A 21,430-nucleotide genomic window follows, 5' to 3' on the forward strand; every position below is an offset into this window, starting at 1 on the left:
TCATTTCATGTATACATGAAAATTCGGGTCGAAGCCATGCCTTGCCGCGGTTTTGGCGGCTCACAGAGGTCGCATGGCGGGGTTTTCTTGCGTTTGAGGCCTCTCTGCGGCCTCGGGTGGTCAGGTCGTCACGTGGTCAGCGGTTCGATCCGCTCGGCGCGGAAGCCGTCGGCCAGGCGGGTCAGCGTGTAGCCGGTTACCAGCCCGCCGGTGAAGAAAGGGTCGCCCTCGGCGAAGGCGCGGGCATCCTCGGGGCTCTCGGCCTCGAGGATGCCGAAGTTGCCGATCCCGGTGCCCGCCTCGTTCCAGAGCGCCGAACCGGTCAGCACCTTGGCGCATCCCGCGCCGCCCGAGGCGACCCAGGCGCGGTGCTCGGGGCGCAGCGCGTCGCGGCGGGCGGGCACATCGGCGCCCTCGGCGTGGGTGCAGACCATCAGGAAATACATCAGCCCGCGTTCTCCAGCAGCACCATGCCCGCGCCGGTCATCGAGGCCGGGGCGAAGTAATGTTTGTGCAGGGTCTTCACCTCGGCATCCATGCAGCCGCGCATCACCAGCCACATGATCAGCTCGGCTCCCTCGGAGCCGAACTCCTCGATGTACTCCTCGCGTGTCATGGCGCGGTAGCGTGCCGGATCGGCGCCGATCTTGGCGACCCATTCGCGGTCGGCCTCGGGGTTGATGAAGCCCGCCCGCGCGCCCTGGAGCTGGTGCGACAGCCCGCCGGTGCCCAGGACCACGACCTTTTCGTCGGTCGGATAGCTCTCGATCGCCTGGCGCAGAAGCTCGCCCAGCTCCCACATGCGCTGCGGGGTGGGGATCGGATACTGGATGGTGTTCACCAGGATCGGCACGACCTTGACCGGCCAGGCCTCGGGGCGGCCGAAGACCAGCTCCATCGGCACCTGCATACCGTGATCCACGTCCAGCTCGCGGCAGAGCATCGGGTCGAAATGGCCCTCGACCATGCGGTCGGCGAGATGCCAGGCAAACTCGCTCGCGCCCTCGAAGGTCGGGATCGGGCGCGGGCCCCAGCCCTCGTCGGCGGGGCGGTATTCATCCGCCACCCCCAGCGCCAGGGTCGGCACCCGGTCGAGGAAGAAGGAATTGCCGTGGTCGTTGAAGATCACCACGGCGATGTCGGGCTTCTTCTCGGCGATCCACTCCTGCGCCGGGGTGTAGCCGTCGAAGAAGGGTTTCCACTCTTCGCTCTCGCGCAGGCCCTTGTCGATGGCCATCGCGATGGAGGGCACATGGCTTGTTCCCAAGCCGCCAATCAGTTCAGCCATTGGTCACCTTCCCCAGCCGTGTGTCGAGAAACTCCTGCAGTTCCATGCCCGCCTGCGCGGCGCCGATCTCGCGGATCGGGGTCGGGTCGACGGCGGAAATCTTCAGGATATAGAAGAGGTTGCCCCCAAGGCGCACCATCTCGGCCCAGTCCCGGGCAAGAACGGCGGCGCGCTGCTCGGGGCTCAGGACGAAGCGGTCGAGATAGGCCCCTTCGTCGGCGAGGAAGGCCGCGCGGCCCTCGGGCGTGGAAAGCCCCATGGCCATCTTGTTGAGCTCGTATCCGGCATTGGCGCGCCTGCGGTCGAACAGCGGCGTGTCAGGAATGCGGTCGCCTTGGGACATGGCGGGCTCCTTTCCGGTGGCGGCTTGCGGCAGCCCGGCGGCCCAATCGGCGATCACGCCGGCGGTGGCCCGGGGCTGTTCGACCGGGGCGAAATGCCCGGCCTCCTCGATGATCCGCAGCTCGGCCTGCGGGCAGAGTGCGGCGATTTCCTCGTGCTGGGCGATGGGGCTCCATTGGTCCTGCCGCCCGACGACCAGAAGCATCGGCCCGGCGAAATCGCCGATTGTCGCGGCGGCATCGGGGCGGGCGAGCAGGGCGCGCATCTGGCGGGCGTGGATCTCGGGTGTCATGCGGCGCACCATGGCCTGCAGGCCCGAGAGCACCTCGGGGTCGGGCGCCCGCCCCTCGGCCATCATGCCGGGCAGCCAGCGTTCGGCCAGCGCCTCCATGCCCTCGCGGGCGGAGAGCGCGATCATCGCCTCGCGCTTCTCGGCCTCGCCGGGGCGGGCGGCATGGATGCCGGTGTTCAGAAGCGCCAGCCCCGCGATGCGGTCGGGCGCGATGCGGGCCATCTCCATGGCGACGCGGCCGCCCATGGAATGCCCGACGGGCACCAGCGGGCCCTCATGCGCGGCCAGGAGGTCGCGGGCCATCTCGGGGATGTCACCTTGGGTGGTCACATCGGCCAGGGCGGGTCTCTGCCCGCCCGCCTCGAGCGCGGCCCGCGTCGCGGTCCAGACATGACCGTCGGAGATCAGGCCCGGGATCAGGAGAAATGTGGTCACCTCGGCCTCCTAGTTGAACATCGTGTTGGGCAGGAAGAGCGAGATCTGCGGGAAGGCGATCAGCACGCCCAGGACCGCGATCATCGCCAGCCAGAAGGGCAGGACGCCGCGGAAGATCTGGCCCAGCGGCACCGCCTTGGCGACAGATTTCACGATAAAGACGTTGATCCCCACCGGGGGCGAGATCAGCCCCATCTCCAGCGTCAGCACCACCAGCACGCCGAACCAGATCGGGTCGATGCCCAGTTCGACCACCACCGGGAAGAAGATCGGCAGGGTGAGCACCAGCATGGCGAAGCCTTCGAGGAAGCAGCCCAGCACCAGGTAGACAAGCAGGATGAACAGGAGCGTGCCCAGCACGCTGAGGTCCAGCGCGTCCAGGAAGTTGCCCACCGTCTCGGTGATATGGGTCAGCGCGAAGAAGGGGTTCAGCAGATGCGCCGCGATCAGGATCAGCATGACCGTGGCGGTGGTCACCACCGAGCCGCGCACCGATTGCACCAGCTCGCCCAGCGTCAGCCGGCGGGTGGCGAGGCCGTAGATGATCGCGAGGCCCGCGCCGACGCCGGCGGCCTCCTCGGGCGAGAAGAAGCCGCGGTAGATGCCGCCGATGGTCACCAGAACCAAGACCAGGATCGGCAGGGCACCGGCCACCGCGCGGCGCTTTTCGACGAAGCTGGTGCTCGGGCCCTTGGGGCCGAACTCGGGGCGCAGCAGGCAAAGCGCGAAGACCGTCAGCACGAAGACCAGAAGCAGCAGGAGCCCCGGCAGGACACCGGCCATGAAGAGCCGTCCGATGCTCTGCTCGGTCAGGATCGCGTAGATCACGAAGCCGGTGGAGGGCGGGATCAGGATGCCCAGCGTGCCCCCGGCCGCGACGCTGCCGGTCGAGAGGCGCGGGTCGTAGTTGAAGCGCTCCATCTCCTGCAGGCTCACCTTGCCCATGGTCAGCGCCGAGGCCACCGAGGAGCCCGAGAGCGCCGCGAAGCCGCCGCAGCCGATGATCGTCGCCGAGGCGAGCCCGCCGCGCACATGGCCGATCAGCGCATAGGCGGCGTCATAGAGCTGCCGGCTCATGCCGGTGGCCGAGGCGACATTTCCCATCAGGATGAAGAGCGGGATCACCACCAGTTCGGGCTTGGCGGCGAGCGTGAAGGTCTCCGAGGCCAGGAGCCCGCGCGCCACGGTCCAGCCGTCGATGATCCAGAGCCCGAGGAAGCCCACGAGGAACATCGCGAAGGCCACGGGGATGCGCAGAAGCAGCAGCGCCAGAAGCGCGGCGATGCCGAGGATGCCGATCAAGCCGCTGCTCATGGGGTCTCCTTGCGGATGTCTTTGCGGGTCAGCGTCAGCTCGAGCGCCCGGACCGCCAGCCCCAGCGCGGCGACCAGCGACATGAGCGCGAGGCCCCACTGGAACCAGGCGCGCGGCAGGCGCAGGAGGTTGGTGGACATGTTCAGCATCTGGCTGAGCCGGGCCGCCTCGATCACGGTCAGGGCGATCATCACGAAGATGACGCAGCCGAGGACCGCGGTGAAAATGTCGATGGCGCGGTTGAGCGCCGGGGAGTAGCGCGGCTCGAGAAGGTCGACGGCGATATGCCCGCCCTCGCGGTCGCAAAGCGCCATGCCCCCGAAGACCAGGAGCGCCATGCCCATGGTGATCAGGTCCTGGCTGCCGAAGAGCGGCGCGCCGAAGCTCCGGCCGACGACATCCACCAGGATGACGCCGACCAGGGCCAGGAGGCAGAGCCCCCCGACCAGGGCGGACAGGCCGATGAGCCCGTCCGCGATTTTGCGCAGAAGCGTCACTTACTCGGCCCTCATCGCCGCCAGCGCCTCGGCGCCGCCGACACCCTCGACGTAGCCGTTGACCACCTCGGCCACGGCCTCGGAGAAGGCGGTGATCTCGTCCTCGGAGAGGTCGATCACGGTGTTGTCGCCGCTGGCGCGGGCCTTGCCCATGGCGTCGTCGGCCTGGGCGTTCCAGGCGTCCTCGGCGGATTTCGACAGCGCCATGCCGGCCATCTCGTCAAGCGCCGCGCGGGCCTCGTCGCTAAGCCCGTCATAGGCGCCCTGGTTCATCACCGTGTAGAAGGACAGCCGCCCGAGGTTGGCGCCCAGGGTGTAGCTGTTGGCCACCTCGTCGAGTTTGAAGTCGTTGAGGGTCGAGGCCCCGGTGATCACCCCGTCGATCAGCCCGGTCTGCAGCGCGTTGTAGACCTGGTTGATGGGCATCTGCACGGGCGTGCCGCCCAGGGCTTCCAGCACCTGCGCCGAGGTCGCGCCCGCGACGCGGATCTTCAGCCCCGAGACGTCCGCGGGCGTGCGGATGTCGTGGTCCTTCATGATGAAGATGTTCGGCTCCGATGTCCAAAGCGCCAGCGGCACCGTGCCCGGGAACTCGTCGGAGAGATGCGCGTCGAAGGCCGCCCAGAGCGCCTCGTAGCCGGGCTTCTCCAGCGGGATCGCGTCGGGCAGCTCGACGATCATCGTGGTCTCGAACTGCGAGGAGGTGTAGCCGGGCAGGCCCCAGACCATGTCGGCCACGCCCTGCACGGCGCGCACGTATTGCTCGACCGGGCCCGCGCCCAGCTCGCCGCCGTGGTAGCCGCGCACGCTCCATTCGCTGCCGGTGGCATCGCTGAGCGTGGCGTTCAGCGGCTCGATGACGCTGGGGTTGATGGTGTGGAAGGGCGGCGTGAAGTTGGCGAACTTCAGCTCTTCGGCCTGGGCGGCGCCGGCCAGAAGGCAGGCGGTCGCGGCGAGGCCGGCAAGGCGTCTCTGGATCATGGTGGGTTCCTCCCTGGAATACGGCGGCCCCGCGGGGTCCGCCAGAACGACGGGGGCCGGGCGGCCCCCCGCGATGCGCGTGCCGTCAGGCGCTGACGGTCGACTTGGTGCGCCAGCTGTCGGCGTAGTTCTCGCGCGCCTCCTTGGCGTAGGGGGTCGGCGCGACCCGGACCCGGATCTCGGCCTGCCGGTGGGTCTCGGTCGAGGTCTTCTCGGTCGGCTCGGGCTCGCCCCATTTCAGCGTCAGCACGTCGCCCACCTCGACCGAGGGCGCGACCACGCCGAGGCTCAGGAGGCAGCGTTCGTTGAAGCTGTAGCCGTTGAACATCGACATCCCGACCATCTTGCCGCGCTCGTCGCAGACCATGTCGGCGCTGGAGGACGCGTAGTTCGGCTGCGGGAAGTCGATCCACTTGTAGGGCGTGCCTTCCTCGAAGGAGGAGGCGATGACCTTCAGCACGTCCTCGCGGTTCCACTCAAAGGTGACCTTCTTGCGGTTCGAGGGCTTGCCCTTGAGCGCGGCCAGGGCCTCCTTGCCGATGAAGTCGTCCTTCTTCCAGCCGATGTAGAAGTCGTAGCCCAGCTCGAAGGGATTGACGTAATAGTCCTCGATGTTGTCCGAGACGAAGGAGCCGCCGATCGCGCCGGCCGCCTCGTAGCTGTCGGCGCCAAGCCAGTCGCGATAGGCCGCCAGCATCCCGTCGCCGGTGTAGATCCCCGGCAGGGGCGAGGGAATCCAGCCCGATTCCAGCGTGTTGGTGGAATAGGCGCGGCTGCCGCACTGCACGAGGTTCACGCCCGCGTCGCGTGCCGCCTGCAGGATGGTGGACTGGATGTAGTCCTTGTCCTTGTAGGGGCCCCAGACCTCGAGGCCGGGCGCGCCGGACATGCCGTGGCGCAGGGCCTGCACGCGCTTGGAGCCGATGTTGATCCAGTCGACGTGGAAGAACTTGATCTCCGGCACCGGGCCGCCGTTCATCTTCTCGAAGATCTTCGGCGCGTCGGGGCCCTGGATCTGGAAGCGGTAATGCTCGCGCACCACCCGCTCGCCTTCGGGCCGCGAGGGCGAGCGCGGATCGTAGCGCAGCCGCACGTTCCACTGCCCGTAGGCGGCGGCGAACATCAGCCAGTTCGAGGTCGGCGTGCGGCCCACGAGGATGTATTTGTCCTCGCGCTCGCGGAAGATGATGTGGTCGCCGATGACATGGCCGTTCGGCGTGACCGGCACGAAGTGCTTGGCGCGGTTCAGGTCGAAATTGGCGAAGGAGTTGATGCCGTGGTGCGACAGGAAGGCCGTGGCATCCGGTCCCTCGACGATCAGCTCGTCCATGTGGTGGGTCTGGTCGAAGAGCACCGCGCTCTTGCGCCAGGCCTCCTGTTCGGTGCGCCAGTTCGAGAACTCCGGCGCGACGACGGGATAGACATACATCCCGATCTTCGAGTTGCGCAGCAGGTTCACCGGATTGCCGGCGGCGGCAATGGCAGCAGCTAGGCTGTTGGTCACGTCACTTCCTCCCAATCGTGTCGTGTATACATGGGTAAGCTGTTTTAACGCCGGGGCAAGAAGAATCTTTTGCCCGGGGTCCCGGCGCGGCTGCCGCGCGGGGCGCTCACTTCGAGACCAGCGCGAGCGAGGCCGCGCCCCCCTCGGAGGACTGCCGCTCAGTGACCAGCCGATGGGCGTTGCGGCGGGCGGTGCGGGCGTGTTCGCGGGCCAGGAACTCGGCGCGGGATCCTTCGCGCGCGCCGATGGCGCCGAGGATCGCGCGGTGCTGCTCCTGCGCCATGGTCAGTGTCTTGCGGAACCGGGTCACCTGGCTCTCGTCGTCGAGGAAGGCCGAGGGCGAGGCAAAGGGCAGGGCGGTCACCCGCTCGATCTCGTGGCGGATCACCCGGCTGCCAGCCATCCGCGCCATGAGATCGTGAAACTTTGAATTTTCTTTTGCATACAGGTCCATATCGATCTCCTCGGCCTCGAGGATGCGGTCGATTTCGCGCAGGATGACCTCGCCTTCCTTCTGATGTTCCGGGGTGATCCCGCGCTCTGCCGCGAGCCGTGCGGCGGTGCCCTCCAGGGTGCCCCTGAGCTCGATCGTATCGAGCACGTCGCGCATCTCGAAACGGCGGGCCTTGAAGCCGCCGCCGGCGATGCGTTCCAGCAGCCCTTCCTCGGCCAGTTTCGACAGCGCCGCGCGGACCGGCGTGCGCGAGATTTCGAGGTCGTTCGCCAGCGCCACCTCGTAGAGGCGTTCGCCGCCCGCGATGCTGCCGTTCAGGACCCGCTGACGGAGCGTGATGAGGGCGCGTTCGGTATGGGTTTTGGAGGACATTCTGCTGCCTGTGATGAAACACTTTGTGACGAAGAGGCTAGCATTTTCCCGTCGCCATGTATACATGATACGACATCAGACGCGGCGGAAATCGTCCCATCGGATGTGATTCGCCCCGCCGCGCGGGCCCGTCCGGGCGCCGCGGCACGCCAAGGGAGGAGAGGGCGCGATGACGAAGACGGCTCTGGTGATCTCGGCCCATGCGGCCGATTTCGTGTGGCGCTGCGGCGGCGCCATCGCGCTGCATGCCGCGCAGGGGATCGAGGTGACGGTGGCCTGCCTCAGCTTCGGCGAGCGCGGCGAAAGCGCCCGGCTCTGGAAGGAAGGCAAGAGCCTCGAGGAGGTGAAGGCCTTGCGCAAAAGCGAGGCCGAGGCCGCCGCCGAGGCGCTGGGCGCGCATCGCCTGGTCTGCTTTGACCTCGGCGACTACCCGCTCGAGCTGGACCGCGCCGACAAGATGCGGCTCGTCGACCTGATCCGCGAGGTGCAGCCCGGCTTCATGCTGAGCCACTCGCGTTACGACCCGTATAATACGGACCACAGCTACGCCACGCAGCTCGCGCTCGAGACCCGGATGATCGCCCAGGCCTGGGGCCACAATCCCGGCGAACAGGTGCTCGGCGCGCCGCAGCTCTACCTCTTCGAGCCGCATCAGACCGAACAGATGGGCTGGAAGCCCGACACTTTCCTCGACATCACCCCGGTCTGGGAGCGCAAGGAGGCCGCCATGCGCTGCATGAACGGCCAGCAGCACCTCTGGGAGTATTACACCCGCGTCGCCCAGCAGCGCGCCAACCACTTCAAGCGCAACTCCGGCGGCCAGTCCGGCGGCCGCGACTGCCGCTACGCCGAGGGCTTCGAGTCGGTCTTCCCGCGCACGGTGGACGCGCTGTGACCGGGGGCGGGGCCACACCGCCGCCCGGCTGGGGCGAAATCGCCCACCTCGGCCATGTCGAGCTTCTGACCAACCGCTTCGAGGAGAGCCTCGACTTCTTCACCCGGGTCTACGGGCTCAAGGTCTCGCTTCAGGAGCCGGACTGCGCCTACCTGCGCGCCTGGGACGACTACGAGTTCCATTCCCTGAAGCTCACACGCCACCACACCACCGGCGTCGGCCATATCGGCTACCGCGCCGCCAGCCCCGAGGCGCTGGAGGCCCGGGCCGAGGCCATCGCCGCTGCGGGCCACAAGGTCCTGGGCTGGGACGAGGGCGACGCCGGCCATGGCCGGGCCTTCCGCTTCGAGGATCCCTTCGGCCATGTCTTCGAGATCTACTTCGACACCCGCCGCGCCGAGCCCGCCCCCGAGGACCGCCCGGCGCTGAAGAACATGGCCTCGCGCTTTCACGCGCAGGGGGCCTGCCCGCGCCGGATCGACCACCTGAACCTCCTGGCCTCGGACGTCTCGGTCTTCCGCAACTTCATGCAGGACTGCCTCGGCGCCCGCGTGACCGAGATGATCCAGCTCGACAACGGGCGGATCGGCGGTTGCTGGTTCACCATCAACAACAAGACCTACGACCTGGCCTGCACCGAAGAGCAGGGCGGCGGGACCGCGCGGCTGCACCATGTCACCTATGCCACCGACCAGCGCGAGGACATCCTGCGCGCCGCCGACATCTTCCTGGAGAACGGCGTCCACATCGAGACCGGCCCGCACAAGCACGCGATCCAGGGGACCTTCTTCCTCTACGCCTGGGAGCCCGCCGGAAACCGGGTCGAACTGGCCAATGCCGGGGCGCGGCTGATCCTCGCCCCGGATCACGCCCCCGTCGTCTGGACCGAGGCCGAGCGCCGCAAGGGCCAGGCCTGGGGGCTGAAGACCATCGAGACCTTCCACACCCACGGCACCCCGCCCGTGGAGCAGAGATAGGAGCGCCCGCCATGACCGTTCTGCCGTTTTCCAACCCGAAAGGCCCCGCGCGGGCCTCGCACGAGGCGCGCGAACTGCTCTCGGGCTTCTCGATCGAGGTCATGCCCCGCACCGCGGCGAAGATCCCGGATTTCCGCAAGATCCTGCCGCCCGGCACCCGGGTCTATATCGCCCAGATCGAGGGCACGCCCTTCGACGACATGCTTGCGACCGCCCGGCGCCTGCAGGAGGAAGGCTTCACCGCCATGCCGCATCTGCCCGCCCGGCAGATCCGCGACCGCGCCACGCTGGAGACCTGGCTGAGGCGCTACCGCGAGGAGGCGGGTGTGCGCGAGGCGCTGGTGATCGCGGGCGGCGGGGCGCGGCCCGTCGGCGCCTATGACAGCTCGCTTCAGTTGCTGGAGACCGGGCTTTTCGACGCGTTGGGCTTCACCCGGTTGCATGTGGCGGGCCACCCCGAGGGCAGCCGCGACATCGACCCCGACGGCTCGGACCGCGAGGTCATGGCGGCCCTGCGCTGGAAGGCGGAGTTTGCCGCGCGGACGGACGCGAAGATTGGGCTTGTCACCCAGTTCGCCTTCGATCCCGACCCGGTGCTGTCCTGGGCGCGGAGGCTGGCCGAAGAGGGCGTGGCGCTGCCGGTGCATGTGGGCCTTGCCGGGCCGACCAAGCTGCACACGCTGATCAAGTTCGCCGTGGCCTGCGGGGTGGGCCCCTCGCTCGGCGTCTTGCAGAAGCGCGCGCGCGACCTCACCCGGCTGGCGACCCCCTTCACCCCCGACGCCATGCTCGCGGCGCTTTCCGAGGCGACGGCGGCGCGGGATGCGGGGCATATCGCGGGCGTGCATCTCTTCCCCCTCGGCGGGCTCAAGGCCACCGCGGAATATGCCACGGACACGCTGGCGCAGGCCCCCGCAAGAGCGCGGGGCTGAGCCATGGGAGTTGTTGTCCAGAACATCGACCGCGCCGATCCATCGGTGATCGAAGGTCTCGGCCGCGCCGGCGTCGCCACGGTGCACGAGGCGCAGGGCCGCAAGGGCTGCCTCGCCTCCCACATGCGGCCGATCTACACCGGGGCGCGCATCGCCGGCTCGGCGGTGACCATCAGCGCGCCGCCCGGTGACAACTGGATGCTGCATGTCGCCATCGAACAGCTCCGCGAGGGTGACATCCTGGTGCTCGCCCCGACCTCGCCCTGCGACGCGGGGTATTTCGGCGACCTGCTCGCGACCTCGGCCCGGGCGCGTGGCGCGCTGGGCCTGGTGATCGAGGCCGGGGTGCGCGACATCCGCGAGTTGACCGAGATGGGCTTCCCGGTCTGGTCCCGCGCGATCAGCGCCCAGGGCACCGTGAAGGAGACGCTGGGCTCGGTGAACGTGCCCGTGGTCTGCGGCGGCCAGGCCATCGCGCCGGGCGACGTGATCGTCGCCGATGACGACGGGGTCTGCGTGGTCTCCCGCGCCGAGGCATCCGAGGTGCTGGCCCGCGCCGAGGCCCGCGAGGCCGCCGAGGAGGAGAAGCGCCGCCGCCTCGCGGCGGGCGAGCTGGGCCTCGACATCTACGACATGCGCGGGCGGCTGGCCGAGAAGGGCCTGCGCTATGTCTGACGGTCCGGGCGGTCTGCCCTGCCTCTGGATGCGCGGCGGCACCTCCAAGGCCGCGGTCTTCCTGGCGCGCGATCTGCCCGAGGATCCCGCGGCGCGCGACGCGCTGCTTCTGCGGGTCATGGGCAGCCCCGATCCACGCCAGATCGACGGGCTCGGCGGAGGCGATCCGCTGACCTCCAAGGTGGCGGTGCTGGCGCCCTCGACGCGGCCCGGCGCGGATGTCGACTACCTTTTCCTGCAGGTCTTTCCCGACCGCGCGCTGGTCTCGGACGCCCAGGGCTGCGGCAACATCCTGGCCGCCGTGGGCCCCGCCGCCATCGAGCTGGGGCTGGTCGCCGCCGGAGAAGGCGAGACCCGGGTGGCGATCCACATGGTCAACACCGGCGAAGAGGCCCAGGCCGTGGTCGCCACACCCGGTGGCCGGGTCGGCTACGACGGCACCGCGCGCATCGACGGGGTGCCGGGCGCCCATGCGGCGGTGGCGCTGTCCTTCGGCACGCTGGCGGGCGCGCTCTGCGGGGCGCTTCTGCCGAGCGGCCGGGCCGTCGACCGGATCGAGGGCGTGGACTGCACGCTGATCGACAACGGCATGCCCTGCGTGCTCATGGCCGCCGAGGACTTCGGCCTGACCGGGCGCGAGAGCCCCGAGACGCTCGAGGGCGACGCCGCGCTCAAGGCCCGGATCGAGGCGATCCGCCTGGCCGCCGGGCCGATGATGGGGCTGGGGAATGTCTCGGAGAAAAGCGTGCCGAAGATGACGCTGGTCTCCGCACCGGAAGGCGATGCGCTGATCGCCACGCGCTCTTTCATCCCGCACCGGGTGCACCGTTCGCTGGGCGTCTTCGCGGCGGTCAGCGTGGCGACCGGGGCGCTGCTCCCCGAGGGCCCGGCCCGCCGCGTGGCCCGCCCGACGGGTCAGGAGGCGGGGGCCTATGTCGTGGAGCATCCCGCCGGCGCGCTGACGGTGCTTCTGTCGCAGGACGACAGGGGGGCCGTGACCCGCAGCGGCTTCCTGCGCACCGCGCGAAAGCTGATGGCGGGCGAGGTCTTCCCGGCGCCTGAGGGGTGAGTTGGCTGGTGTATTGCGCTGGGCGGGGCAGTCAGACAGCGGCAGGGTGATTGGGCGATATTGACCGTTCTGAGGGGGCGGTTGTTGGGGCGGCGCTTCGAGGTGCCCTCGCCACCGATGGCCCCCGGACTCAGCGCGCTAAATCAATCATTCTCAGTGATTTGCCCGGCGAAGCTCCAGTGAAGCGAACTCCGGCCGGATCTACCTGATGCCAGTTCCACCCCGCCGCGCCACCCGCTCAAGCGTCGAGCCACATCACCAGCGAGGTGCCCAGCAGCACCGCCAGCGCGAGATAGCCCGCGAGCTTGGCGCCGAAGCCCTGCGGAGGCCCGGGCGGCAGCGGCTCGGCCTCGATGTCCGGGGCGGGCTCGTCGGTCAGGATCAGGTAGGCGAACATCCCGATCAGTGCCAGCCAGGCCAGAGCGACCACCAGCCCCGAGGCCGTCGCGGTCATCGCAGGAATCCCCAGAGCAGCGCCGCGACGCCGAGGCTCAACCCGCAGGAGATCAGCGCGGTGACCTGCACCGCGCCGCTCGCGACCCGCTCGGGGTCGGCGCGCCGTCCGCGCAGCACAGCGCGCAGGAAGCGCGTCTCGACATAGGCGGCGGAGAGCGAAATCGTGAGGTAGACCTGCGCGACCGCGGCGAAGCCGAGAACGACAAGCAAGGAGGCGGACATTTCGGATGCCTTGAAAGCGGGGACAGCCCCCGGGCCGCAGCGGCCAGAGAGGCATCTGTGGCGCCGCCGGGCGCTTTGCCAGAGGGGGTGGGGGAATTATTTTTGGGGGAGGCTGGGAAGCTGGGGCCTTGGTGCTTCAACCAGCAGGCGCGGAGCAGCGGGTTCGGACCTGCGCTGGCTGCGCCGGCTAGAGTGAAATGAAGCGGGGACCGGTGAGCGACGCCACTCCGTTCCGGGAACGCCCCGCGATCTGCTCAAGGGCCTATTGCCAGGGCCCCTGCGGACCGCCGCCCGAGCCCCCACCCAGCCCCGCAAATATTCCCCCGCGCTGACCTTGCGGAACGGCCTCGCGCGCCTGATTTCTCTTCAGCCGTCACGCGACGGTTTTTCCGCAAAGGACACCCGAGAATGTATCTTCTCTATGCCGCGGGGGCGAGCCTGGCCGGGCTCCTCGTCATGGCGGCGCTCTATGCCTGCAAGCGCTATTTCCGGCCCGGTGCGCTCCTGCGCGGGCAGATGGTCGACATGCTCCTGATCTCGCTCCTGGTCGGCGTCCTGCCCTTGGCACTCGGGGCGCTGGGGGTCTTCGCCACGCGGCCCCTGGTCGAGATCGCGCCCCTGGGCCTGCCGCTCGCGGCGGCTCTGCTGGCGCTGAGCCTCGCGGGGCTCGGCCTGACCGCGCGGCTCTTCCGGCTGACAATGCTGCTGGTCAAGGCCGAGAGCGCCCCCAAGGCCAGCGTCACGCCCCTGCCGCCGCGCCCGCGCACACCGGTCAGCCCGGCGCCGCGGATGCGGCGGGCGGCCTGAGGGGGGCTTTGCGCGGCGGTTCTGCGGGGCCGCCGCGTTGGTGTTGGGTGTGGGACCTAAGAGGCGGTCCTCGAAGGCTTTCCTTTCACGCCAAAAAAACGCACGCCGGTGCCGCTGGGTCTGCTTTCGCCGTGCGAAAGCCGCGCCGTGGCCGCTGCGCGCGGTTTCGCAAAGCGAAAGCGGATCCGAGGCCGCCGCGCCTGCTTTCGCGATGCGAAAGCACTTCCTCGCAACGGGCTCCACGGAGGGCGCGCGGCGGACCGGGGGCCGGCGCTGCTGCGCTTTGAGCAAGGCGCTTTATCCCGGCAAGGTCAGGGCTAGGGGCATGCTAAGCGCGCCACCCCAAGAAGCGCCGGCCCATCGGGCCGGTCCGGCGCGCGCCCGGCACCTTCGGTGCTGTTCGGGCGCAAGTAGGGGCGGGGGTGCGGTTGAGGGTGCGCGTGCCAATGAGAGGGTTGCTAGGCAGTTTGCCAAGCAGTCTGTTTGCGGACCTTCGGAGCGCAGAAAACATCCCCTCTAGCAGGGTCCGCGCGAGTTGCCATTCTGCTCCAAATTCACTCCCGCCAACACACCCCCAAACCGCCCCGACACCCCCCCAAAACCACCCCGCCCGAATTATTTTCACCGCCCCCCCGCGCGCCATCTTGAAAGCCCCAGGGGGCACACCGATTTGCTTGAGGCTCGGGCGGGCTGTCCGCCCCAGACACTCCACAGGAGAACTCAGACATGCGTCGTGCAGCAGTTGGTGCCATGGTGGTCGCTCTGTTCGCGGCCCCGGCTTTCGCCCTCACCGTGTCGGACGTCGACACCGATGGCGACAGCCTGGTTTCCTTCACCGAAATGGCGGTGGCCTACCCTGACCTGACCGAGGCGCTCTTCGCCGAGATCGACACCAGCGACGACAGCCTCGTCGATGAGGCCGAGCTTGCCGCCGCCCTCGACCAGGGCGTGATCCTGGAGCCCGCCGAGTAACCGCGCAGCCCCGCAAAGGCGCGCGCGCTCGGCGACAGAAGGATCGCTCCCATGGCCATGACCCCCTATGCGCCCAAACAGACCCAAATGTGGGCCTGGGGCGGCGCGGCCGTCGCGGCAATCGTGGTGATTGTCGCGCTCGGCTACGGCTTCGACTGGTTCGGCGGCGCGGCCCCGGAAACGGGGACCCCGGCGGCCGAGGTGGCGGCCCCCGCCGCCCAGTGAGCCCAGAGGCATCGTGACGACAAGGCCCCCGGCGGCGATGCGCCCGGCGGGGGCCACCGCGGCCCCCCCGGACCCCGCAAAACGGCGGGGGCGGAGCAGGACGCGGCCCCCCGGTCCCCGCAAAACGACGGGCACGGGGCTGGACGCGGGCGCCCGGCATGGCACATGGGCGCATAACGGGGCATTGATGCCCTGAGGCCATAGCGCAGGCCGGGGCCCGGGACGGGCCGGGCGGCGCGCAACGCAGGCGCAAGACAGGCACAAGACAGGGGACCAAGCTCATGGATATCTGGCTGCCGCTTCTCGGAGGGCTGGTGCTGCTCGTTGCGGGCGGGGAATTCCTCGTGCGCGGCGCCGTGCAGGTGGCGACCGCGCTCCGGGTCTCGCCCCTGGTCATCGGCCTGACGCTGGTGGGCTTCGGCACCTCGACGCCGGAGCTGGTGACCTCGGTGCAGGCGGCGCTGAGCGACGCGCCGGGCATCGCCTACGGCAATATCGTCGGCTCCAATATCGCCAATATCCTCTTGATCGTCGGCTGCGCGGCGCTGATCAGCCCCATGGTCGTGGCCTCCTCGGCGCTGAAGCGCGACGGGGCGGTGATGCTGGCGGTGGCGCTGATCTTCGCGGGGCTCGCGGCGCTGATGCCCATGGGCCGGCTCATCGGGCTGGCCTTCGTGCTGGCGCTGGCGCTCTACATCTACATGGCCTTCCGGCAGGAGCGCGCGGCCTCCGAGGCGAACCATGGCGCGGTCTACGACAAGAGCCTGGCCCTGCAGGAGACCGACGCGGCGCTCACGCCCGAGGGCACCCCGCGCCGGGCGCTGATGATCTCGGGGCTGATCGCGCTGGCAGGGCTGGTGCTGGTGGTCTTCGGCGGGCGTTTCCTGGTGACAGGCGCGGTGAGCCTCGCCCGCAGTTTCGAGATTTCCGAGACGGTGATCGGGCTGACCATCGTGGCGGTGGGCACCTCGATGCCGGAACTGGTGACCTCGGTGGTGGCGGGTCTGCGCAAGCAGGGCGATGTGGCCTTCGGCAATATCGTGGGCTCGAACATCTACAACATCCTCGGGATCGGCGGGTTCACCGCGCTGATCGCGCCGGGGCCGGTGCCGGTGGAGATCCTGCGCTTCGACAACCTGGTGATGCTGGGCGTGTCGGTGACGCTGGTGGCCTTTGCCTGGACCGGCCTGCGCATCGCGCGCTCCGAAGGGGCAGTGCTCTTGGCGGGCTACGTTGCTTATCTTTGGGTGATCTGGCCCTGAGCGGCTTTTGCAGGGGCTCGCCAGCGCGGGCGGAGAAAGAGGCGAGCGCGCGCCACCTTGCCGTGCGCTCGAGTGCGGGCCGTTGAGGAAGGGTTACCGCTCCCCGCGCGCCCCAGAAAAACAGGGCCTCTCCGCAGATTCTGCCTCCAATCCGCACCCCTGAAACCCGCGCCCCGACACCCCCGCGCCCCGGGGCTAGCCTGCGGTTTTCCCACCGGATTCCCGCAAAACTCCGTAGCACTGGGTATTCCGTGGGCCAGATGTTGCGGCTAGGGTCTGCGCACTCACGATCCGCTTGGGGAGGGCGGTGACGTCTGCGCATCACGCTGCGCCCGCGTCCGAAATGACCCTCCCGAGCCTTAAAAAAACTGGGAGGATATCATGGATCGTCGTTCATTCCTGAGAACGTCCGCACTTGGCGGCAGCGCGGCAGCCGCGTCCACGCTGGCCGCTCCGGCCTATGCGCAGGGCCAGCGGACGCTCACCATGGTCACGTCCTGGCCCCGCGGCTTCGCGGTGCTGGACGATGCGGCCAGCTACCTCGTCGACTACGTCAACAAGCTCTCCGACGGCGAGCTGACCATCGAGAAGAAGGCCCCCGGCGAGCTGGTGGGCGCGCTCGAGGTCTTCGACGCGGTCTCCTCGGGCCAGGCCGACATGTACCACTCGGCCGACTACTACTTCGTCGGCCAGCACCCGGGCTGGGCCTATTTCACCGCCGTGCCCTTCGGCGGCACCGCGCAGGAAGTGACCAACTGGTACTACCACGGCGGCGGCCAGGAGCTGCATGACGAGCTGGGCTCGATCTTCAACCTCAAGGGCCTGATCGCCGGCAACTCCGGCTCGCAGTCGGGCGGCTGGTTCCGCAACGAGATCTCCTCGGCCGAGGACTTCAACGGTCTGAAGTTCCGCATGCCGGGCCTCGGCGGCCAGGTGCTGGGCAAGCTCGGCGCCTCGGTGCAGAACATCCCCGGCGGCGAGCTTTACCAGGCGCTCTCCTCGGGCGCGCTCGACGGTCTGGAGTGGGTCGGCCCGATGGCGGACGAACGCGCCGGCTTCCAGGAAGTCGCGAAGATCTACTACACCGCGGGCTTCCACGAGCCGGGCTCGGCGCTCTCGGCCAACGTCAACCTCGACGTCTGGAACGACCTCACCGAGAAGCAGCGCAACATCCTGTCGATCGCCTCGCAGGCGGTGACGCACTACCAGCTGGCCGAGACCCTGGCCAACAACGGTGCGGCGCTGGCGCGTCTGCAGAGCCAGGGCGTGCAGACCCTGCAGTTCCCCGACGACGTCTGGGATGCCTTCGGCGCGGCCTCCAAGGAGGTCCTCGACGAGAACATGGGCGACGAGCTCTTCGCGAAGATCCGCAACTCCTTCGACGAGAGCCTCGCGGCATCGGCCTCCTGGATCAACAAGTCGGACGGCTACTACGTGCAGCAGCGCGTCCGCGTGCTCGGCCAGGGCTGATCGACAACTCAAACCAACAGGGGGTCCCGCCATCGCGCGGGGCCCTCACGCGTAATCGCTGACAGGCGTCCGGGCCGCGAAGACCCGGCGAGGGGGAGCAATGGAAGAAGAAGCGATCGGCCTTGGCGGGGCCTTCGCGGCACTGGGCTCTGGCATAGTCTGGGTGCTTCAGAACATCGCGATGGCATTCTACAACTTCGGCTACGCGGTGACCCATCCCGGCCTCTGGCTGGACTGGTCCAACCCCGAGGCGATCATGCGGGTCGTCTACTACGGCGGCTCGGTGGAATTCTTCTTCGTCGTCTTCACCTTCTTCCTGGTGCTGACCGCGGTCGGCATGTGGAAGAACAAGATCCTCTGGGGCACGGTGATCGGCCTCGAGGCCCTGGCCAACACGCTGGGGCGGATCTTCTGCTGGGCGGGCCTCCTGATGGTCCTGCAGCAGGTGGTCATCGTCTTCATGCAGCGGATCTTCACCCGGCCCGACATCTCCTTCGGCTTCGGGGTGCCGCTCGAGTTCGACATCTCCTGGTGGGCCGAGGAGCTGAAGCTCTACAACGCGCTCGTTGTGGCGCTCTGCCTGACCTATACCTTCGTGCAGAAGGGCCATGTCCGCGTCGACCTGATCTACGCGGCGGTCAGCTACCGCACCAAGCGGGTGATCGACATGTTCGGCAGCCTGGCCTTCATGCTGCCCATGGCGACGCTGATCTGGATGTATGCCTGGTACTTCCTCTGGCGGCACCTGATCGTGCCCAAGCCCTCGGCCTCCGAACCGCTCGAGCGGCTCGTGATGAAGGCCCGGGTGCTGCGCTGGAACGTCGAGACCATCGGCTTCAGCCCGAACGGCTTCACCGGCTATTTCCTCTTCAAGATCCTCCTTCTGGCCATTGCCGGCCTGATCTTCCTGCACGGCATCGCCTTCTTCTACCGCTCCTACCTCGAGTGGAAGGAAGGGCCCGAGAGCGAGGACAAACATCTCGACATCGACCGCCTCGACGATCCGGTCGAGGAGCACGCCCAGCGCGTCGACATCTAAGGGGCAGGGACAAGAGACATGCTATTCGGACTGGACGGGGTCGAGATCGGCCTGATCATCGTCTTCATCACGCTCTTTTCGGCCATTCTCTCGGGCTTCCCGGTGGCCTTCGCGATCGGCGGGGCGGGGGTCATCTCCTTCGGGATCATCGCCGCGCTCGACAGCGCGGGGCTGTTGATCCACCAGGCGATCGACACCAACACGCAGGCCTTCGCGGATGTGGTCTCGACCGGGATAAACCCCGACGCCATATCGATATTCACCCATCCCGAGCTGCCACGATACGCCACCGGGGTCTTCCCCGACGGCTGGCAGACGGCGCTTGACCGCAACGTCTCCTTCATCGTCAACCGGATCAACGAGCGGGTGCTCGCCGGCCAGTCGATCGAGACGCTCTTGGCGGTGCTGATGTTCGTGCTGATGGGCATCGTGCTCGAGCGCTCGAAGATCGCCAACGACCTTCTGACCACCATGGCGCGGGTCTTCGGCCCGCTGCCGGGCGGCCTCGCGGTCTCCATCGTGGTCGTCGGCGCCTTCCTCGCGGCTTCGACCGGCATCGTCGGCGCAACCGTGGTGACCATGGGCCTCCTGGCCCTGCCGACCATGCTGCGCAACAACTACTCGCCCGAGCTGGCCACCGGCGTGATCGCCGCCTCGGGCACGCTGGGGCAGATCATCCCGCCCTCGATCGTGATCGTGCTTCTGGGCACCTTGGCGGGCGATCTCTATTCCGCCGCGCAGGAATCCCGCGCCCAGCTCGCGGGCTGCACCGACGCGCTGACCTACCTGGGCGAACCGGCCGTGGTCTCGGTCGGCACGCTTTTCCAGGCGGCGCTTCTGCCGGGCATCCTGCTCGCGCTCCTTTATGCGGGCTATGCCTTCGTCTACGCGCTCTTCAATCCCTCCAAGGCCCCGGCCGTGGAGCTGGCGGGCGCCACCGGCGAGGTCATCACCCGCGGCGAGAAGCTGACCTGGTTCCTCTTCGCGCCCATCGCGATCATCGTCGGCACGGTGCTCTTCGCCAATGTCGGCATCGTCGGCTCGCAGGACACCACGGTGAACAGCTTCACCACCAGCGGCGAGGCGGCCTCGCTGCGGACCAATGTCGACGCCCAGTGCCAGGCCTCGATGATCGAGCTGCACGGCCAGGAGGCCTGGGACCGCGCGGTCGAGGAACAGCGGGCCATCGACCAGGGCGATGGCGGCGTCGAAAGCACCCGCCTGAGCGACGAGCAGGTCGCCGAGGCCGAGATCCTCAAGGCGCAGAACGCGGCGCCCATCGGCACCGGCATGAGCATCCTCGCGATGATCTTCGGGCTTATGCTGGTGGTCGGCCGGGGCATCGCGCCCACCGACGAGCCGAAGCCGCTGATCGTGGGCACCGCCGGCGTGCTGCTGCTGCTTCTCCTGGACGTGGTGGTGATCGCGCCGACGACCTCGGCCTCGGCCACGCTCTTCTGGATGGTCGTGCCGGGGGCGATGATGCTCTACGGGGCGAAACACGCCGCCGCCCGCATGGGCCGGAACGAGCTGATCCGCGTGGTCTTCCCGCCGCTCGTGCTGATCGTGGCGGTGCTGGGTTCGATCCTCGGCGGCATCACCAACCCGACGCCCGCCGCGGCGCTGGGGGCCGCGGGGGCGATCATGTTGGCCGCCTACCGCAAGCTGCGCGAGCAGAACCGCGACACTTGGGTCATCGTCTACGCGACGCTGGCGGTGATCGCGACGATCCTGATCGGCATCAACTTCGATCTGAGGATCAACACCGAGGTGGTCTCGGCGGGCAGCTGGTTCGGGTTCTTCCTGGCCTATGGCGCCTATGCCTTCGCCTTCTTCGGGCTGCTCTATGCCTGCTGGGTGCTCTTCACCTCGGGCGTTCTGACGCCCGCGGTGCGCGAGACGGCCAAGGTGACCTCGATGGTCTTCACCATCCTGATCGCCTCGCAGCTTCTGAACCTGGTGGTGATCTCCTTCGGGGGCGAACACTACATCCAGAAGTTCCTCCAGAGCTTCGACAACGAGTTCAAGGTCTTCCTGATCGTGATGCTCGTGCTCTTCGTGCTGGGCTTCGTGCTGGACTTCCTCGAGATCATCTACATCGTCGTGCCGATCGTCGGCCCGGTGATCTACGGGGGCTCCTTCGATCCGAAGTGGGTGACCATCATGATCGCGGTGAACCTGCAGACCTCCTTCCTGACGCCGCCCTTCGGCTTCGCGCTGTTCTACCTTCGCGGGGTGGCCCCGAAGGAGGTGACCACGGGGCATATCTACCGCGGGGTCGCGCCCTTCGTGCTGATCCAGGTGGTGGGGCTGGCGCTCCTGTGGTTCTTCCCGGGCATCGTGACCATCGTGCCGGACCTGATCCCGAACTGATCGGGTCTGGAGAGAGAGTGGAGGCGCCGCGGGGCAGGGTTCCGCGGCGTCTTTTTTGTTTGAGCGGGGAGGGGTTTGGGGGTTGGTCTCTGGTCTCTGGTCTCTGGTCTCTGGTCTCTGGTCTCAGGTCTCAGGTCTCAGGTCTCAGGTCTCAGGTCTCAGGTCTCAGGTCGCGCGAGCGCTGGTCGCTGGTTGCTGCTCGTTGGCCATTGGCCCGGTCGTGACCCGTTGGTCACTTGTCGTTGGCCGTTGGCCGTTGGCCGTTGGCCGTTGGTTACCGGTTGCCGGTCATGGCTCGTCGGTCCCGCAAGCGCCGATCCGCGGGCGACGCCAACAGACAAACCACTGCACAACCCGAAACAGCCGCCCCAAACCCCCTTCTCAACCCACCCCACCAGAGGGCGCGCGCCGGACCGGGGGCCGGCGCTGCCGACGACTGAGCTATGCGCTTTATCCCACCAAGGTCAGGACTAGCGGCGATCTATTCGCTTCGCCCACAAGAGCGCCGGCCCATCGGGCCGGTCCGGCGCGCGCCCGGCACCTTCGGTGCTGTTCGGGCGCAAGAGGCGCGGCGTCA

Annotated in this window: 22 protein-coding genes; 12 read left to right on the top strand and 10 right to left on the bottom strand. The window is 68.4% G+C overall.

Annotated elements, in window-relative coordinates:
* Window positions 1-128: 128 nt before the first annotated feature.
* The 8 genes from LR948_RS17935 to LR948_RS17970 form a co-directional block, all read right to left on the bottom strand.
* On the bottom strand, window positions 129-446 hold the full coding sequence (locus tag LR948_RS17935) for a YciI family protein (protein ID WP_232755465.1): 318 nt from the start codon (window positions 444-446) through the stop codon (window positions 129-131).
* Window positions 446-1,288, bottom strand: a complete 843-nt coding sequence (locus LR948_RS17940; protein ID WP_232755466.1) for a class III extradiol dioxygenase family protein — start codon at window positions 1,286-1,288, stop codon at window positions 446-448. Before LR948_RS17940 ends, LR948_RS17935 begins: the two co-directional genes overlap by 1 nt.
* Window positions 1,281-2,357 (bottom strand): alpha/beta fold hydrolase, encoded by a 1,077-nt coding sequence (locus LR948_RS17945; protein WP_232755467.1) that lies wholly within the window; start codon window positions 2,355-2,357, stop codon window positions 1,281-1,283. Before LR948_RS17945 ends, LR948_RS17940 begins: the two co-directional genes overlap by 8 nt.
* A 9-nt stretch (window positions 2,358-2,366) precedes the next feature.
* Window positions 2,367-3,671, bottom strand: coding sequence for a TRAP transporter large permease (locus LR948_RS17950; protein WP_232755468.1), 1,305 nt, complete (start codon window positions 3,669-3,671; stop codon window positions 2,367-2,369).
* Window positions 3,668-4,168: a TRAP transporter small permease gene (locus LR948_RS17955; RefSeq protein WP_232755469.1), complete on the bottom strand. Its 501-nt coding sequence runs from the start codon at window positions 4,166-4,168 to the stop codon at window positions 3,668-3,670. Before LR948_RS17955 ends, LR948_RS17950 begins: the two co-directional genes overlap by 4 nt.
* Window positions 4,169-5,149: a TRAP transporter substrate-binding protein gene (locus LR948_RS17960; RefSeq protein WP_232755470.1), complete on the bottom strand. Its 981-nt coding sequence runs from the start codon at window positions 5,147-5,149 to the stop codon at window positions 4,169-4,171.
* Window positions 5,150-5,234: 85 nt separating this feature from the next.
* Window positions 5,235-6,653: an aminomethyltransferase family protein gene (locus tag LR948_RS17965; RefSeq protein WP_232755471.1), complete on the bottom strand. Its 1,419-nt coding sequence runs from the start codon at window positions 6,651-6,653 to the stop codon at window positions 5,235-5,237.
* 106 nt (window positions 6,654-6,759) lie between these two features.
* A complete protein-coding gene (locus LR948_RS17970) occupies window positions 6,760-7,479 on the bottom strand; it encodes a GntR family transcriptional regulator (RefSeq protein WP_232755472.1) in 720 nt (239 codons plus the stop codon).
* A 169-nt stretch (window positions 7,480-7,648) separates the two neighbouring features.
* Between LR948_RS17970 and LR948_RS17975 the strand changes: the two genes are divergently transcribed.
* From LR948_RS17975 to LR948_RS17995, 5 genes are read left to right on the top strand one after another with little or no spacing between them, the layout of a single operon-like run.
* The gene (locus tag LR948_RS17975) at window positions 7,649-8,374 is read left to right on the top strand and encodes a PIG-L deacetylase family protein (protein WP_232755473.1); all 726 of its coding nucleotides are present in this window, start codon (window positions 7,649-7,651) and stop codon (window positions 8,372-8,374) included.
* Window positions 8,371-9,351 carry a VOC family protein gene (locus tag LR948_RS17980; RefSeq protein ID WP_232755474.1) on the top strand — a complete coding sequence of 327 codons (981 nt, stop codon included), beginning with the start codon at window positions 8,371-8,373 and terminating at the stop codon, window positions 9,349-9,351. The genes LR948_RS17975 and LR948_RS17980 overlap by 4 nt, the downstream gene beginning before the upstream one ends.
* An 11-nt stretch (window positions 9,352-9,362) precedes the next feature.
* Window positions 9,363-10,283: a methylenetetrahydrofolate reductase gene (locus LR948_RS17985; protein WP_232755475.1), complete on the top strand. Its 921-nt coding sequence runs from the start codon at window positions 9,363-9,365 to the stop codon at window positions 10,281-10,283.
* Between the two features lie 3 nt (window positions 10,284-10,286).
* Window positions 10,287-10,958, top strand: coding sequence for a 4-carboxy-4-hydroxy-2-oxoadipate aldolase/oxaloacetate decarboxylase (locus LR948_RS17990; protein WP_232755476.1), 672 nt, complete (start codon window positions 10,287-10,289; stop codon window positions 10,956-10,958).
* Window positions 10,951-12,027 (top strand): 4-oxalomesaconate tautomerase, encoded by a 1,077-nt coding sequence (locus LR948_RS17995; protein ID WP_232755477.1) that lies wholly within the window; start codon window positions 10,951-10,953, stop codon window positions 12,025-12,027. The genes LR948_RS17990 and LR948_RS17995 overlap by 8 nt, the downstream gene beginning before the upstream one ends.
* A gap of 238 nt (window positions 12,028-12,265) precedes the next feature.
* Here the strand turns inward: LR948_RS17995 and LR948_RS18000 are convergent, their stop codons facing one another.
* Window positions 12,266-12,481, bottom strand: a complete 216-nt coding sequence (locus LR948_RS18000; RefSeq protein ID WP_232755478.1) for a hypothetical protein — start codon at window positions 12,479-12,481, stop codon at window positions 12,266-12,268.
* Window positions 12,478-12,705 carry a hypothetical protein gene (locus tag LR948_RS18005; protein WP_232755479.1) on the bottom strand — a complete coding sequence of 76 codons (228 nt, stop codon included), beginning with the start codon at window positions 12,703-12,705 and terminating at the stop codon, window positions 12,478-12,480. The genes LR948_RS18000 and LR948_RS18005 overlap by 4 nt, the downstream gene beginning before the upstream one ends.
* Window positions 12,706-13,113: 408 nt before the next feature.
* On the opposite strand from LR948_RS18005, the gene LR948_RS18010 reads away from it, so the two are divergent.
* From LR948_RS18010 to LR948_RS18040, 7 genes are all read left to right on the top strand, one after another.
* Complete coding sequence (locus LR948_RS18010; RefSeq protein ID WP_232755480.1) at window positions 13,114-13,512, top strand: hypothetical protein; 399 nt, start codon at window positions 13,114-13,116, stop codon at window positions 13,510-13,512.
* Between the two features lie 726 nt (window positions 13,513-14,238).
* Window positions 14,239-14,484 carry a hypothetical protein gene (locus tag LR948_RS18015; RefSeq protein WP_232755481.1) on the top strand — a complete coding sequence of 82 codons (246 nt, stop codon included), beginning with the start codon at window positions 14,239-14,241 and terminating at the stop codon, window positions 14,482-14,484.
* Window positions 14,485-14,535: 51 nt separating this feature from the next.
* A complete protein-coding gene (locus tag LR948_RS18020; protein ID WP_232755482.1) occupies window positions 14,536-14,709 on the top strand; it encodes a hypothetical protein in 174 nt (57 codons plus the stop codon).
* A gap of 281 nt (window positions 14,710-14,990) precedes the next feature.
* A complete protein-coding gene (locus LR948_RS18025; protein WP_232755483.1) occupies window positions 14,991-15,971 on the top strand; it encodes a calcium/sodium antiporter in 981 nt (326 codons plus the stop codon).
* A gap of 381 nt (window positions 15,972-16,352) precedes the next feature.
* The gene (locus LR948_RS18030; RefSeq protein WP_232755484.1) at window positions 16,353-17,441 is read left to right on the top strand and encodes a TRAP transporter substrate-binding protein; all 1,089 of its coding nucleotides are present in this window, start codon (window positions 16,353-16,355) and stop codon (window positions 17,439-17,441) included.
* A gap of 100 nt (window positions 17,442-17,541) precedes the next feature.
* Window positions 17,542-18,480: a TRAP transporter small permease subunit gene (locus LR948_RS18035; RefSeq protein WP_232755485.1), complete on the top strand. Its 939-nt coding sequence runs from the start codon at window positions 17,542-17,544 to the stop codon at window positions 18,478-18,480.
* An 18-nt stretch (window positions 18,481-18,498) separates the two neighbouring features.
* Complete coding sequence (locus LR948_RS18040) at window positions 18,499-20,853, top strand: TRAP transporter large permease subunit (protein ID WP_232755486.1); 2,355 nt, start codon at window positions 18,499-18,501, stop codon at window positions 20,851-20,853.
* Window positions 20,854-21,430: the final 577 nt, after the last annotated feature.

The organism is Roseivivax sp. GX 12232, from assembly GCF_021272185.1.
GTDB lineage: Bacteria > Pseudomonadota > Alphaproteobacteria > Rhodobacterales > Rhodobacteraceae > Roseivivax.